The sequence below is a fragment of the Ferruginibacter sp. genome (genome assembly GCF_049840995.1).
Taxonomy (GTDB): domain Bacteria; phylum Bacteroidota; class Bacteroidia; order Chitinophagales; family Chitinophagaceae; genus Ferruginibacter.
This window is the reverse complement of the sequence record NZ_JASGIP010000007.1, coordinates 31,306-45,987: the sequence shown is the minus strand read 5'-3', so window position 1 is coordinate 45,987 and position 14,682 is coordinate 31,306. Positions and strand designations below refer to the sequence as shown.

The following is a 14,682-nucleotide window of genomic DNA, read 5'->3' as shown; positions in this document are numbered from 1 at the left end:
TTTACGATTTTAGATTTAATAAGCTATGTGCTTGCTGCTATGATCTTCAATTAGCTTACTCTTTAAAGTTCCCCCTTCAGGGGGCGGAGGGGGTTTATACAATCGCCAGGATATCACTCTCCCTCATGATCAAATACTCCTGCCCTTCCAGGCTGATCTCAGTACCTGCATATTTGCCATACAGAACGGTATCACCTGCTTTTACAGTTACCGGTTCATCTTTTTTGCCCGGACCTGCTGCCAGTACAGTACCACGCTGTGGTTTTTCTTTAGCTGTATCGGGGATGATAATACCGCCTGCAGATTTTTCTTCAGCAGCGGCTGGTTTCACAATTACCCTGTCGTGTAATGGGGTAATGCTTAACTTCTTTGTAGCCATAACCTATTTGTTTTTGATTTAGTTAAATATTTTGGACGGCAAATGTACACTAATTCTGTGCCATACAAAATTTAAAACAACTTGGCAGTTTTTGGGGTTAAAACCAGCAGCTAAAGGCTTAAAACAGGGAAAATTCGGCAGTTTGGCATTGTTTATCAACGTTCTTTTTGGCAGTATTAACCAATAAATAACGGTGTGGGCACCGGCTATCCATAATTCCTCCTTCATAATTCATAATTCATAGCTACCTTTGCCGCCACAATTATGATCAGCAGAAGAAATATCAGGGTTAAAGTGATGCAAACGCTGTATACTATCGACAGTATGAGCGGAGAGGTAAAACCCGGCGAACCTCTTACTATATTAAATAAAAAACTGGAGGCCAGCCGCGGCCTTTTTACTTACCTCGTTTTTTTTATAACCGAAGTGGCCCGCTACTCCGAAACAGATGCCCGGCAAAGGGCTTCCAAGAACCTGCCCACCGCCGAAGACCTTGCGGTAAATACCAAGATAGCGGGTAATGAAGTATTATGGAAAATAGTGGAAACACCCGGCTTTAGTGCCGCTGTGGCAGATTTTAAACTGAAGCACATCATTGATACCGAACTGCTGAAAAAGATCTACCTGCAACTGGCAGCTTCGGAAGAATATAAAGAATACATCAGCGTACAGGCCAGGGATAAAAAAAGCGAAAAGGATATTCTTGAATTCATCTACCGCACTTTATTATTACCCAACGAAGATTTTATTGCCCATGTGGAAGAACACTTCATTAACTGGGATGATGATGCCGAAATGATGGAACAACTGGTGGCAGGTTATTTGCAAAAACCTGCAGGCTATGATTTCGGCCCGATACTGAGTAAAGAGAAACTTGATTTTGCCAAAAACCTTTTGCAGACCACTATTGAAAAGGCTGAGGTAACACTTGAGCTTATCAAACCAAAACTCAAGAACTGGGATGCAGACCGTATTGCTGCGCTCGACCTCATCATACTGCAGATGGGTGTATGCGAATTCCTGTTTTTTGAGACCATCCCCACCAAGGTTACCATCAATGAATACATCGACCTGGCAAAGGAATACAGCACGGTGCAGAGTGGCCAGTTTGTAAACGGCTTGCTGGATAATATTCATAAAGAATTGACCCAGCAGGATAAAATCCACAAAAAAAGTCATAAGAACAGCAGCTTATAACACAGAAAAAAATAACCATGAAAAGATATTTTTTGCTCCTTGCACTCCCCGCCCTTGTAAGCGCCTGCAACATTAAAACAAAGGATCAGCTTGCAGGAGATTCTAAAACAGATTCTATTAAAAGGGTGCAGCAGTTAAAAGCACAGGAAGACGCGATGAAGAATACCACTACCGTGCAACTGATAGACAGTGCTTATAATTTCGGCACTATCATACAGGGCGAAAAAGTGGAATACAATTACCGTTTTAAAAATACCGGTACCAACCCGCTGGTGATATTTGATGCGCATGCCAGCTGCGGCTGCACAGTGCCCGAAAAACCGGAAAAGCCCATCATGCCCGGCGAAATAGGGTTTATCAAAGTGGTGTTCAACAGCAGTGGTAAAAAAGGCCACAACGAAAAAGAGATCAATGTGAATGCCAATACCAACCCGGCTTTCCCGGTATTAAAACTGTTTGGAGAGATCAATGAAAAATAAACCATTCAATTTATAAGTGACCAATTAACATAAAACAACAAACAAAACATGCAACTATTAAGTATTTTTTTACAAGCACAACCTAACAACAACATCACGTTGTACATGATGGGTGGTATGATCCTGGTTTTCTATTTTTTTATGATCCGCCCGCAGGCAAAAAAAGCCAAGCAGCAAAAACAGTTCATCAGCAACTTACAGAAAGGAGATAAGATCGTTACAATAGCCGGTATACACGGTAAAATAAATAAAGTAAACGAGGATAACACTATCGAACTGGAAACCAGTCCTGGTAGTTATATCAAGATCGAACGCAGCGCCATCAGCATGGAAATGACAGCGAATGTGAACAAGCCGGCTGCAGACGTAAAGAAATAAAACAATTGTAGATTTTAGATTTGCGATTTTAGATTTGTAGAACGATCAATGGATAATTTAAATCCGAAATCGGAAATCTAAAATCGCAAATTCATTTTAAGCCATCATGATTAAAGTAGGTATCACCGGCGGTATCGGCAGTGGCAAAAGCACTGTGGCAAAAGTATTTGAAGTACTGGGCATACCTGTTTATTATGCTGATGATGCCGGTAAACGCCTGATGAATGAAGATGCGGCATTGATACAAAAAATAAAGGATGAATTTGGCGAAGCGGCTTATAAGAACGGCCAGCTGGACAGGAAATACCTTGCAGGTATCGTATTCAACTCCCCTGAAAAATTAACTACGCTGAACGCTATTGTGCATCCTGCCACCATCGCAGATGCAGAAAGATGGATGCACCAGCAGTCCACCCATTACGCTTTAAAAGAAGCCGCCATTATTTTTGAAAGCGGCGCACAGCAGCAACTCGATTATGTAATAGGCGTGTACGCCCCTGCCCCATTGCGTATACAAAGGGCCATGCACCGGGATAATATTACCCGTGATGAAGTGGTACAACGCATGAACAAGCAAATGGATGAAAGCATTAAAATGCGTCTCTGCGATTTTGTAATAAAGAATGATGAACAGGAATTACTGATCCCACAAGTACAGCAACTGCACAAGCACCTGTTAACATTGCAGCAATAAGCGCCTGCAACTATTTTCGTACATTACAGGATGAAAATATTTTCAGCAGCACAGATAAAACAATGGGACGCCTTTACCATTGCGCACGAACCCATCAGCAGTATCGATCTTATGGAGAGGGCTGCTGCAAAATGCTGCGAATGGATCACTGCACAGCATTATTTTGAAAAGCACTTCCGTATTTTTTGTGGCAAAGGAAATAATGGCGGCGATGGACTTGCAATTGCAAGACTGCTTTTACAAAAGGGCTACTTTGTATCGGTATACATATTGGAGTTTGGCAACAAAGGAAGCGAGGATTTTCAAACCAACCTGTCACGCATACACGAAATAAGTACAGACATTCATTTTATTCAATCGGATAGTTTTCTACCTGCGTTTGAGAGGGCAGATATTATAATAGATGCGTTGTTTGGTACGGGGCTGAATAAACCATTGGAAGGCATCAGCGCTTCGCTGGTGAATTACCTCAACAGTTTACCCAATACCATCATTAGCATCGACCTGCCCAGTGGGCTTTTTGCAGACGCATCTTCTAAAACAAATACGGTCATCAAATCGCATCACACGCTGAGCTTCCAGCAGTACAAACTGGCCTTCCTGTTGCCGGAGAATGAGGGCTATTGCGGCGATATTCATTTGTTGAATATTGAATTATCACCTGCATTTGCAAAAAATGAAGCGGCGGCATTTGAATTGACTTCATTGCAATTGATGCAGTCTATTTATAAACCGCGAAAACAGTTCTCTCACAAGGGCAGCTATGGCCATGCAGCATTATTTTGCGGCAGTTACGGCATGATGGGTGCGGCCGTATTATGCGCTGAAGCCTGCCTGCGCAGTGGTGTGGGTAAACTCACCTGCCATATTCCACAATGCGGCTATAGCATTTTGCAGACCGCCGTGCCCGAAGCCATGTGCATCACTTCCGGTGATGCGTATATCGAATCAACCGGCGCAATAGAAAACGCAGATGCAATAGGCATTGGTCCAGGCCTGGGTAATCATCCTGTGCATGTTGCTTTGTTAAAAGATATTTTCAGCAAAACAAAACACCCGATGTTGCTCGATGCAGATGCACTCAACACAATAGCTACAGATAAAACATTGCTTTCGCTTATTCCGGCAGGCTCCATTCTTACACCCCATCCCAAAGAATTTGAACGCATCTTCGGGCCCTCTGCCAATGATTTTGAAAGACTGCAGCTGGCGCTTCAAAGATCGAAAGAACTGAACATTTATATCATTTTAAAGGGGCATTATAGTTTTATCAGTACGCCCGAAGGCAAAGGATTCTTCAACAGTACCGGCAATGCCGGTATGGCTACCGCTGGCAGCGGCGATGTTTTGACCGGCATTATTACCGGCCTGCTAGCACAGCAATATATTCCGTTACAGGCCTGCCTGCTGGGCGCTTACCTGCACGGGCTTGCAGGCGATTTTGCCGCCGCAGCTTCATCACAGGAAGCAATGACAGCCGGTGATATCAGCCTTTACCTGGGAGAAGCCTTTAAAACACTGGCCGGTGCTGCCGCCTGAAACCCGCCACAGCAGCGGCATTACAGCCCCTTTCCTCATTTTTTTTACACATATTAACACTGCTTTTAATTAAGTACGCCAATATGCCTGTTTTTGAGGCAATTCCCCTATTTTTGCCGTCCAAATTTCAGAACAAACAATTATGAATAATTTGATCTACGCCGTTCCGGCAATGGGTGTTTTAGGACTGCTTTACACCTTATGGAAATTCAACTGGGTTAGTAAACAAGATGCAGGTAACGACCGCATGAAAGAGATCAGCAACTACATTGCTGAAGGCGCCATGGCTTTTTTAAAAGCTGAGTGGAAAGTACTGGGCTATTTTGTGGTTATTGTTGGTATACTGCTGGCAGTAATGGCAGGCGCCAATCCTCACAGCCACTGGAGCATTGCTATTGCTTTTGTTTTAGGTGCTGTATTAAGCGCTACTGCAGGTTATATAGGTATGAAAGCGGCTACCAAAGCCAACGTACGTACTGCACACGCTGCACGTACCAGCCTTAGTAAAGCATTGAATGTATCTTTTACAGGCGGTGCCGTAATGGGTGTTGGTGTTGCGGGTTTAGCGGTGTTGGGCCTTGGTGGATTATACATTGCATTAAAAGCTTACTTCGCTCCCGATGCTGCTATTAATTCTGAAGAAATGGTAAGGACGATCGAAGTACTGACCGGTTTTTCTTTAGGTGCAGAATCTATTGCATTATTTGCCCGTGTGGGTGGTGGTATCTATACAAAAGCTGCAGATGTGGGCGCTGATCTTGTGGGTAAAGTAGAAGCAGGTATTCCTGAAGATGATCCACGCAACCCTGCAACCATTGCAGATAACGTGGGTGATAATGTGGGTGACGTTGCAGGTATGGGCGCCGATCTTTTCGGTTCTTATGTAGCAACTGTTTTAGCAACCATCGTATTGGGTCAGCAAACTACTGTAACCGGTACAGATGTACTGGGTGGTTTCTCTCCCATCGTGTTGCCAATGCTGATAGCAGGCGTTGGTATCATCTTTTCAATCATCGGAACTTTATTTGTACGCATCAGCGAAAACGCAGGTATCAACACTGGTACTGTACAGAAAGCCCTGAACATGGGTAACTGGGGCTCTATGATACTGACCGCCATTGTTGCAGGCTTCCTGGTAAACTGGTTACTGCCCGAGCAAATGGAACTGCGTGGCGTACCCTTTACCAAATGGGGTGTAATGGGCGCTATTGGTGTAGGCTTGGCAGTAGGCGCCTTGATGAGTATCATTACTGAATTCTATACAGCAATGGGCAAACGCCCTGTAATGTCGATCATACGCCAGTCTTCAACAGGTCATGCTACTAACGTGATCGGCGGCTTGGCAATTGGTATGGAATCAACCTTTTTACCGATCCTGGTTTTGGCAGGTGGTATCTGGGGCAGCTACGAATGCGCCGGTCTATACGGTGTGGCTATTGCAGCCGCAGGTATGATGGCCACTACAGCTATGCAGCTGGCGATCGATGCATTCGGACCTATTGCAGATAACGCAGGTGGTATTGCCGAAATGAGCGAATTGCCCAGCGATGTGCGTGAAAAAACAGACGTATTGGATGCCGTAGGTAACACTACTGCTGCAAGCGGTAAAGGTTTTGCTATTGCTTCTGCAGCATTAACTGCACTGGCTTTATTCGCAGCCTTTGTAGGTGTGGCAGGTATCACCGGTATTGATATTTACAAAGCAAATGTATTGGCCTGCTTATTTGTGGGCGCTATGATACCTTTTATTTTCTCTTCCCTGGCCATCCGCGCCGTGGGTGAGGCAGCCATGGCGATGGTGGAAGAAGTGCGCAGGCAGTTCCGCTCTATCCCCGGCATTATGGAAGGAACCGGTAAACCGGAATACGATAAATGCGTGGCGATCTCTACACAGGCTTCTATCAAAAAAATGATGTTGCCAGGTGCTATCGCTATCATCTCTCCATTGATCATTGGTTTTATGCCGGGCCTGGGTGCTGAGGCATTAGGTGGATTTTTAGCCGGTGCTACTGTAAGTGGTGTATTAATGGGTATGTTCCAGAACAACGCCGGTGGTGCATGGGATAATGCTAAAAAATCTTTTGAAAAAGGTGTGGAAATCAATGGCGAAACTTATTACAAAAAATCAGATCCGCACAAAGCTTCTGTAACAGGTGATACCGTTGGTGATCCTTTTAAAGATACTTCAGGGCCTTCCATGAACATCCTTATTAAATTAATGAGTATTGTTTCTTTGGTAATTGCTCCTACCCTTGCAACCATTCAGGGCAAAGAATCATCTAAAGAGATAAAGAAGGAAAATATTAAAGAAGTACCGGTAACAAAAGCAAATAATGCTAATACCGTAAACTTATTAACTGCTTCCAACAAATAATAAGCAGGTTAATAAAAATAACTTAAGTCTAATCAGAACCATTATAACCAAAAAGTCCGGATGTTTCCACATCGGGGCTTTTTTATTTTTAGCCACGGATTACACGAATTTTCACGGATGAATACAAGTACGGTTAATTAAAATAAAGACGCTTTGTCTCTTAAAAAAATCTGTGTCAATCCGTGTAATCCGTGGCAAGCTTTTAGGCTTCAGCCCAAACCCCTTCTCTATGGCGAATGTTAATTTGTTAATAAAAATTACATGAGCGGACTTGCCATTTACGACTAAAATCGTATTTTGCATACGAAAATAATCGTATTATGACATTGATCAAGCACCAAAAGCCTACCGAGAGCGAGCTGGAAATACTGCAGGTTTTATGGAACGAGAAAGAGGCTACCGTACGTACGGTACATGAAGAATTGTCGAAAACCAAGGAAAGTGGCTACACCACCACCCTTAAATTAATGCAGATAATGTTTGAAAAGGGTTTAGTGACCCGTAACGACAGCAGCAAGACGCACGTGTACCAGGCAGCTGTAAGCCGCGAAAAGACCCAGAAACAGTTCCTGAACAAAATGATCGATACCTTATTTGCAGGCTCTTCGGCCAACCTGGTGCTGCAGGCATTGGGCGGTCATGATGCCAGCGAAGAGGAGCTGCAAAAGATACAGGAGCTTATCGATCAGTTGAAGAAAGACAAGTAAAAGTTTATTGGTTAATTAGTTTATTAGTCAAGTAGTAAATTATTATACCAGTAGACCAGTTAACCAATTAACTAATAAACAAGTTAACCAACAACTATTATCCGTTTATGGCGCATCTCTCTTACAGTTTTTGCATGAGTATGCTGCACAGCCTGTGGCAGGCTGGGTTATTGGCATTGGTTTATTTTATTTCCGAAAAAACGTTTGGTAACAACACTACGCCCCTGCAGAAAAGGAACTGGCTGTTTGCTTTATTAGGCGCCCAGTTTGCCCTTTTTGTTTTCACCTTTTGCACTTACCTGCTCAATATTGAAACGGTGGTTACCGAAAACCTGGTGGGCAATGCAGTTTCCGATCTTATTTCTTCGGGCACGGCTGGTGCTTATACCCCTTGGATATTTGCCATTTATCTTTTAGGCATCAGCTATAAAATGATCAAAGCGCTGTACGAATGGCGCCATTTTAAAAAACAGTTCAACAACGGACTACAGAAACCTTCCATCGATCTTAAAGTATTCACTGCATTAAAGGCGGCGCATTTCGGCATTAAAAGAAAAGTGCAGTTATGGTTCAGCAGTACAGTAAATGCACCGGTTACTTTTGGATTTTTTAAACCTGTGATTGTACTGCCGGTGGCACTGGCCAATCATATTTCTTTAAAACAGGCCGAAACGCTGATACTGCACGAATTGTCGCATATCAAAGCCAATGATTACCTGCTGAACTGGGTATTGATCATCAGCGAAAATATCTTCTTCTTCAACCCTTTCATCAATGCCCTGTGCAAAAAGATACGGCTGGAAAGAGAAAAATACTGCGACAGCACCGTGATCGCTTTCGAATACTCGCCACTGTTATATGCCGAAACTTTATTGAAAGCCCAGCATATCAGGCAGCAGATACCTCAATACCAGCTGGCAGCAGTTGCAGGCAAAGCACAATTATTGCAGCGTATACAGTTCTTTACCAATCAAAATAATTTTACGCATAACCGCAGCAGGTTTATTTTTCCCTTACTCAGCATGTTGTTCATACTGGTGCTGGGTGGCGTTTTCTTTTTCCAGGCAAATATCAGCGCTGCAGCTAAACCACCGGTGGTAAATATCACAGCGCCCGTTTTACAGCAAGACGAGGAAGCGGAAGCCGAACCGGTATCGTTGGTAGATAAATTTGTAAATAATTTTTCCGAAGAAAAGCTGAAGCTGATCACCGATGCGGTTGAAAAGCAAAGACCGGTCATTGAGAAGAAATTGAAAGAACTGGAACCTGTAATTAAAACCATACAAGACAAAGCCGCCGCTTTTGCAGAACAATTTGATGGCAATATCGTAACTCCCGTGGTGTTAAAAGAAGGTATCCCTACCCGCCAGGTGATCGTAAAAGAAGAACAATCCGGTTCTAAGAATGCCACTTTAAAAGTGTACAATGTTTCATTGATCAATGGACAATGGGTGGTGGTACCCGAATGGATGCTGGCCGCAAGAGAAATACCTACAGATTCCCTGTTGAAAAGAATGGATACCTCCGCTCCTCCTGTCAGCGAACATTCCGACGACCAGGAATAATTCTTTTCCCTCCCTTATTTTACAATCGTAACATAACCAGTTACAGGCTCCCTGCCCGATCCCGGTTCTATAATGTAATAATAAGTATCGAAGGGTAATGTCTTGCCATTCATTTTACCATCCCAGGGCTTTTTATATCCTTTTGATTCAAATACCAGTTGCCCTGTTCTTGTAAATACCTGCACCCTGCAATCAGGATAAGTATCCAGGTAACCGATCGTCCACACTTCGTTGATGCCATCTCCGTTTGGCGTGAATGTGTTAGGGATGCGGGGCGCTTTCAATACTTTCACAAACATCCTGTCTGGCGCCGCTGTACAACCACCACTGCCTGTTACGGTAAGTGTGTACGTAATATCATCCTGCACATTGCTTGCAAGAGGTGCTTCAACAGTTGTGCTGTTTAAATAAGTGGCAGGCGACCAGTAATATTGCAGGTCGTTGCCGGTAACCACGGGCTGTATGGTAATAGCGCCGCCCTGCAGCACTACCCTGTCCGGGCCTGCATCCACAACAGGATAAGGATACACCGTAAATGTTTTGGTAAGCGTATCACTGTTGCAACCGTTACTGTTCTGAATATACAATGCCACTGTAAAACTGTTGGTAGAGCTATATAGATGAGTTTCCTGTTTATTGATACCGGTGATACCGTCTCCAAAATCCCAGTGCCATTTGTTTACAGTACCGTCCAGTCCATTGGTAATATCAGTAAACACCACTACATCACCAATGCAGACAGATGGTTTGCTGATAGTAAAAGCAGCTTTGGGCTGTGGATGAATGAAATCAACCAGGTGCGTACTGCTTTTGCTGCAGCCGCTGGCACTGGTAACGGTAAGCAGTACACTATAAGGCCCTGTACCGGTATAGATATGTGGCGGTGGCGTTTTTGCCACCGAAGTATTAAGCAAACCACTGGCAGGATCGCCAAAATTCCATAGATAAATAAGCGCTGCATTATCGGGTATAGAAGAAGTATTGATAAATGATACTGCAGCCGCAGGCAGGCACACACTGGATTGTGCAAAAGAATACAAAGGCACAGGGTTAGGGTTTACATATACCTGTTGCGTGGTAACCGTGCTTTTACAACCGTAGGCAGAACTGTTATACATGGTAACCGTATAATAGCCCCATGCCGGGAAGTTGTGTGTGAAGGTGCTGCCGGGTGCATGCTGTTCAACCGGTGAACCATCACCAAAATTCCAGTAGGTATTATTGAGTACCACACCAGCAGGGCTTGTTGATTGTTCTTTAAATACCGCAGGGGTGCCTTCGCAATCGGGTCCTGCAAAGCTGAATCTGGCGCTGGCAGTATCCAGTACCGTAATGATCTTGCTCATACTGTCCACACAGCCCATCAATGAAGTGAAAGTATATTTGATGGTATGCGTACCAATACCCGCAGTTACCGGATTAAACAGGCCTGCAGCATTTACTCCCTGTCCCGAGTACACGCCGTTACCCGTTACCCCTCCTACTTCTGTTGCCTGTGTAAGCAGGTAGGGCGCTGCATCATAACAGGCATCGGGTATGGCATTGAACTGCACTTTTGGAGCGGCATTTACGGTAATAGTAGACAATTTATCATTCACACAAATACCGCCGGAATAAGCACGGTATCTTATTTGATAAGTTTTGGTTACCTGCGAATTGGGCAAGTATAAATGTTTATACACTTTGCCGGTAAAAGGCAGATCATCCACTTGTGGCGGACCTGCGGGAAAATTGATATTATCCCAATAGATCTCCACCTTGGTGATATTACCGGGGAACACACTGGATGCTTCCACGATTGCAACAGAATCATTGGCACATAACGAACCGGGATTATTCACGATGAAATTAGCTACAGGGAAGCTACCGTTAACGATCAGCAGTTGCGTAATGGTGTCTTTGCAACCATTATTGCTGGCAGCTATCAATCTAACATTATAAGGCCCTACAGCTGTATAACTGTGCTGCGGGTTTTGAGCATTGTTCAAGGGCGAACCATCGCCAAAATTCCACTCCCATCCATTGATAAAAGAAGGCGCCGCCACTTTACTGGTATCGGTGAATTGTGCATAGGTATCACTCAAGCACACTTCAGGAATAATGAAACCGGCCAGCGGCCTTGCATTCACCACTACTGTTTTTGCAGCAACGGGATTACTTATACAACCCTTGCTGGTGGTCACTTTCAGGCTTACAGTGTAACTGCCAGCCGCAGCAAAAACATGCGACGGATTTTGTGTATTATTCAAAGCTGATCCATCACCAAAATCCCACTCCCAGGCATTTAATGTACCGGCATTGGGTACAGAAATATCGTTAAAACTAATAACCCTTGTTGCGCAATCAGGCGCTGTATAAGTAAAGTTGGGTGTCGGCAAAGGATTGATCACCACGGTAAGTGTGGCGGTATCGCTGTAGCACGCTACATTGGTCTTTACCCAGTGTTTAATGGTCTTTGTTCCTGCGGTGGCATAGGTATGCGATGGATTCTGTGTAGTATTTACCGGCGAACCGTCTCCAAAATCCCAGTACCATTCTGTTATCGTGTTGCCGTTTCCGTTACTATTGTCAATAAATACCGTTGCAGTGTTCAGGCAATTTTCAGGTGCTGCTGTAAAGGCCGCTATTGCCTGCGGGTAAATATTGGATAACACTTTAGTGGTATCATGCACACAGCCTGCTGCACTTTTAGTAATAAGTTTTATACTGTAAGGGCCCGTGGTATTGTAATAATGGGCAGGATTGGCCAGTGTGGAAGTATTATTGGGCGCACTGGAAGGATCGCCAAAATCCCATGTATAGCCAAAGCCTCCCGTACCATCTGCAATAGTGCTGGTGCTGATGAAATGTGCAGAGTCCCAGGGCAGGCACACCCCTGCCGGTAAACTGAAATTGGATACCGGTATAGGATTTACTTTAAATGTTCTGTAAAAAGGAAGGCTCTTACAACCAGTGTTGGTTTCTACTACCAGTGTATCCGTTATTGCAGGATTCCAGGGTGCATAGATATGCGTGGTATCACTGTTGTTGGTACGGGTAATGGTAAAGCCATCCCCAAAATTCCAGTACCATTTTACAATGGCGCCCGGTGATACCAGTGTAGAAGTATCACTGAATGTTACGGGCAGGCCGGAACATATTGGTGATGACATACCAAATTTTGCCAACGGTGTTTCAGTTACAGCTACCTGTTTTGTTGCTGGTGAAGTATAACAACCAATATTGCCCAATGCCGTTAGCGTAACAGTGTAAGTACCTGCCGAAGAGAATTTATGCTTCGGGTTCTTGAGCGTGGATGTATTACTGGTGCCACTTGCAGGATCGCCAAAGTTCCATTGCCATTGGTAATTGTACAAGCCTGAGCCTGTAGCATAAGCAGTGGCATCAAAAAACGAAACAGAATCTGCAACACAACCACTGGTTTGATGCGTGATGGCAGCAACGGCCGGATCGTACACATATAAACTGTCATCTCTTACCTGGAAATTGCCGCAGCCGTCCGAACCGGAAGTTTCTGCAGTTAATGTAACAGGATAAACACCCGACGGGCTGTAAGTATACGGCGTAGGCAGTTTGTAGCGCCAGAGCTGTTTACCATTTACAATATAGGTACTATCATTGATCGACGAAGGGTTCAGTATGGTAACATTCGGGTATCCCATCGCGTTATGAAAATCCCATACCAGTGATAAGGGCTGAAATGGATAAGTTACAGAAAAATAAAAAGGCGTACCGCTGCAGGCTGTTACCTGGTTGCTGATATTTAAAGGATTGATAGGCGTAATGAACGTATACAGGTCTTTGATATTGGTACCCGCATTGTAACCATAAGATTCTGCGCTGCCATAACCGTAAGCAATAGCAGAAAAACCGGAATCTGATTGTAACTGGTGCACCCCTGCTGATACAGCAAACTGGGCGTATACATAATTAGGATCCTGCGGATGCGCCGTGAAAGAGGTAGCCGGTATAGCATTATCCAACCGGAATGAAGCCGCTCCTCCTGCCTTTATCACCACATTGATATAGTGTTTGGTAATGGCTGCATGCGTGGTGGAATTTAGCGTAACACTCGCAATGGTTTGCTCAGCGGAACTTAAATAGATCATTTCCGGGTCTCCGGGCGAGCCATTACCGCAGGCACCTTGTGTAGTGATCATCTGCGCCACCATGATCGGTTGATCGGCTTCTATCAGGTTGGGTACGTTGCTCAGTGGCAGATCGTAATAAATATTATTGATGATGCCGCTTTGTACAACACCATTCAGTTTTACTACAGTTGCCGGGTCTTTGACCATGATCCTGAAATAATTGAAGGGCAGGTCCTTGGTGGGTACGGTATAATATTTCTTTCCCCAGGCAGTGGAAGGAAAGCATTGCTGTATATAATTGTCCGCAGTACCGCCGGTGCTTACCGGGCAGGTGATACCCACTTTACCGGAACCGGAAAACACCGCTATTTTTTTACATTGCCCGGTAGAGCTTGCAATGGATTTTATTTTTGTTCCCGTAAGTTCAACACCGGTGGATGAATTGGTGGCATTGGTGATCAGTTGTCCCAATAAATTCAATACATCCCCCTGCATTAGTGTATCCGTATACGTTATACCGGCTGTTCTTGTTTGTGTATTGGCTGAGGGTGTTGTTTGTATAATGGTACTGTCTTCTGTAGCTATCACAAAAGCATAGGGATAAGACCATGCATTGTTGGAATTCTGTTTATAGTTCAGCGAATAATATTCTTTACCTAAAGTATTGGTGGGAAAGAGCAAGGTAGCACCGGATATAGACCCATTATAGATATGTGCATACGCAACAATGGGTTTGTCGCTGGTGATATGGATACCTTTTTTCAGGTATTTCTGTTCTGCGCCCAGCCTTGCATCATCGGTACCAGTTTTAGGGATGGCTTGTGTTTCCACCAGCCCGGTGCCCACCGGTGGTGGCACGATCGTGTAACTCCTCGTCCAGCCTGTTGCGGGTATGGTAACGGTAACGTTTGCCTGCACATCGGAGGTAAAATACAACACCATATCCTGCGAACCTCCACCTGCAATTAAAGTGCCATTGGTATTGTACATGGATACATGACTGCCATAGCCTACCCAGAAGTCCTTTCCCTTATTACTAAAATCCTGGGCGGACACGGCATGGCACAGCAATGCGAGAATAGCAGGCAATAAAAATTTTCTCATGTCTTTGGTATAACAAGCGGTAAAAACAAACTGATCCTGTCAAATGGTGCTTTTTCTGGGGGAAACGTTGATTCTAAAGTCCTGGTCTGGTAAAAGGGTAAATCCGGTTTAAATGTACATAAAAAAAGCGCCCCCTGCAAGCAGGAGGCGACTTTTTACAAGCAGTTAACGGTGA

Annotated in this window: 10 protein-coding genes; 8 read left to right on the top strand and 2 right to left on the bottom strand. The window is 44.3% G+C overall.

Features of this window, described 5'->3' with window-relative positions; translation table 11 throughout:
• Nucleotides 1-94 precede the first annotated feature (94 nt).
• On the bottom strand, nt 95-379 hold the full coding sequence (locus QM738_RS18575; RefSeq protein WP_462278240.1) for a co-chaperone GroES: 285 nt from the start codon (nt 377-379) through the stop codon (nt 95-97).
• Nucleotides 380-643: 264 nt separating this feature from the next.
• Between QM738_RS18575 and nusB the strand changes: the two genes are divergently transcribed.
• From nusB to QM738_RS18535, 8 genes are all read left to right on the top strand, one after another.
• Nucleotides 644-1,576, top strand: a complete 933-nt coding sequence (nusB, locus tag QM738_RS18570; RefSeq protein WP_462278239.1) for a transcription antitermination factor NusB — start codon at nt 644-646, stop codon at nt 1,574-1,576.
• 17 nt (nt 1,577-1,593) lie between these two features.
• Nucleotides 1,594-2,055, top strand: coding sequence for a DUF1573 domain-containing protein (locus QM738_RS18565; RefSeq protein ID WP_462278238.1), 462 nt, complete (start codon nt 1,594-1,596; stop codon nt 2,053-2,055).
• A 48-nt stretch (nt 2,056-2,103) separates the two neighbouring features.
• Nucleotides 2,104-2,433 carry a preprotein translocase subunit YajC gene (yajC, locus tag QM738_RS18560; RefSeq protein ID WP_462278237.1) on the top strand — a complete coding sequence of 110 codons (330 nt, stop codon included), beginning with the start codon at nt 2,104-2,106 and terminating at the stop codon, nt 2,431-2,433.
• A gap of 106 nt (nt 2,434-2,539) precedes the next feature.
• Complete coding sequence (gene coaE / locus QM738_RS18555; RefSeq protein ID WP_462278236.1) at nt 2,540-3,127, top strand: dephospho-CoA kinase; 588 nt, start codon at nt 2,540-2,542, stop codon at nt 3,125-3,127.
• A gap of 30 nt (nt 3,128-3,157) precedes the next feature.
• Nucleotides 3,158-4,666 (top strand): NAD(P)H-hydrate dehydratase, encoded by a 1,509-nt coding sequence (locus QM738_RS18550; protein ID WP_462278235.1) that lies wholly within the window; start codon nt 3,158-3,160, stop codon nt 4,664-4,666.
• A 142-nt stretch (nt 4,667-4,808) separates the two neighbouring features.
• A complete protein-coding gene (locus tag QM738_RS18545) occupies nt 4,809-7,040 on the top strand; it encodes a sodium-translocating pyrophosphatase (protein ID WP_462278234.1) in 2,232 nt (743 codons plus the stop codon).
• A 320-nt stretch (nt 7,041-7,360) separates the two neighbouring features.
• Nucleotides 7,361-7,747, top strand: a complete 387-nt coding sequence (locus QM738_RS18540) for a BlaI/MecI/CopY family transcriptional regulator (protein WP_462278233.1) — start codon at nt 7,361-7,363, stop codon at nt 7,745-7,747.
• A 107-nt stretch (nt 7,748-7,854) separates the two neighbouring features.
• Complete coding sequence (locus QM738_RS18535; protein WP_462278232.1) at nt 7,855-9,312, top strand: M56 family metallopeptidase; 1,458 nt, start codon at nt 7,855-7,857, stop codon at nt 9,310-9,312.
• Between the two features lie 14 nt (nt 9,313-9,326).
• Here the strand turns inward: QM738_RS18535 and QM738_RS18530 are convergent, their stop codons facing one another.
• Nucleotides 9,327-14,507, bottom strand: a complete 5,181-nt coding sequence (locus tag QM738_RS18530) for a PKD domain-containing protein (protein WP_462278231.1) — start codon at nt 14,505-14,507, stop codon at nt 9,327-9,329.
• Nucleotides 14,508-14,682 lie beyond the last annotated feature (175 nt).

Coding starts and splice junctions, on each gene's coding strand:
- QM738_RS18575 (WP_462278240.1), bottom strand. CDS start 379: ATGGCTACAAAGAAGTTAAGCATTACCCCATTACACGACAGGGTAATT.
- nusB (WP_462278239.1), top strand. CDS start 644: ATGATCAGCAGAAGAAATATCAGGGTTAAAGTGATGCAAACGCTGTAT.
- QM738_RS18565 (WP_462278238.1), top strand. CDS start 1,594: ATGAAAAGATATTTTTTGCTCCTTGCACTCCCCGCCCTTGTAAGCGCC.
- yajC (WP_462278237.1), top strand. CDS start 2,104: ATGCAACTATTAAGTATTTTTTTACAAGCACAACCTAACAACAACATC.
- coaE (WP_462278236.1), top strand. CDS start 2,540: ATGATTAAAGTAGGTATCACCGGCGGTATCGGCAGTGGCAAAAGCACT.
- QM738_RS18550 (WP_462278235.1), top strand. CDS start 3,158: ATGAAAATATTTTCAGCAGCACAGATAAAACAATGGGACGCCTTTACC.
- QM738_RS18545 (WP_462278234.1), top strand. CDS start 4,809: ATGAATAATTTGATCTACGCCGTTCCGGCAATGGGTGTTTTAGGACTG.
- QM738_RS18540 (WP_462278233.1), top strand. CDS start 7,361: ATGACATTGATCAAGCACCAAAAGCCTACCGAGAGCGAGCTGGAAATA.
- QM738_RS18535 (WP_462278232.1), top strand. CDS start 7,855: ATGGCGCATCTCTCTTACAGTTTTTGCATGAGTATGCTGCACAGCCTG.
- QM738_RS18530 (WP_462278231.1), bottom strand. CDS start 14,507: ATGAGAAAATTTTTATTGCCTGCTATTCTCGCATTGCTGTGCCATGCC.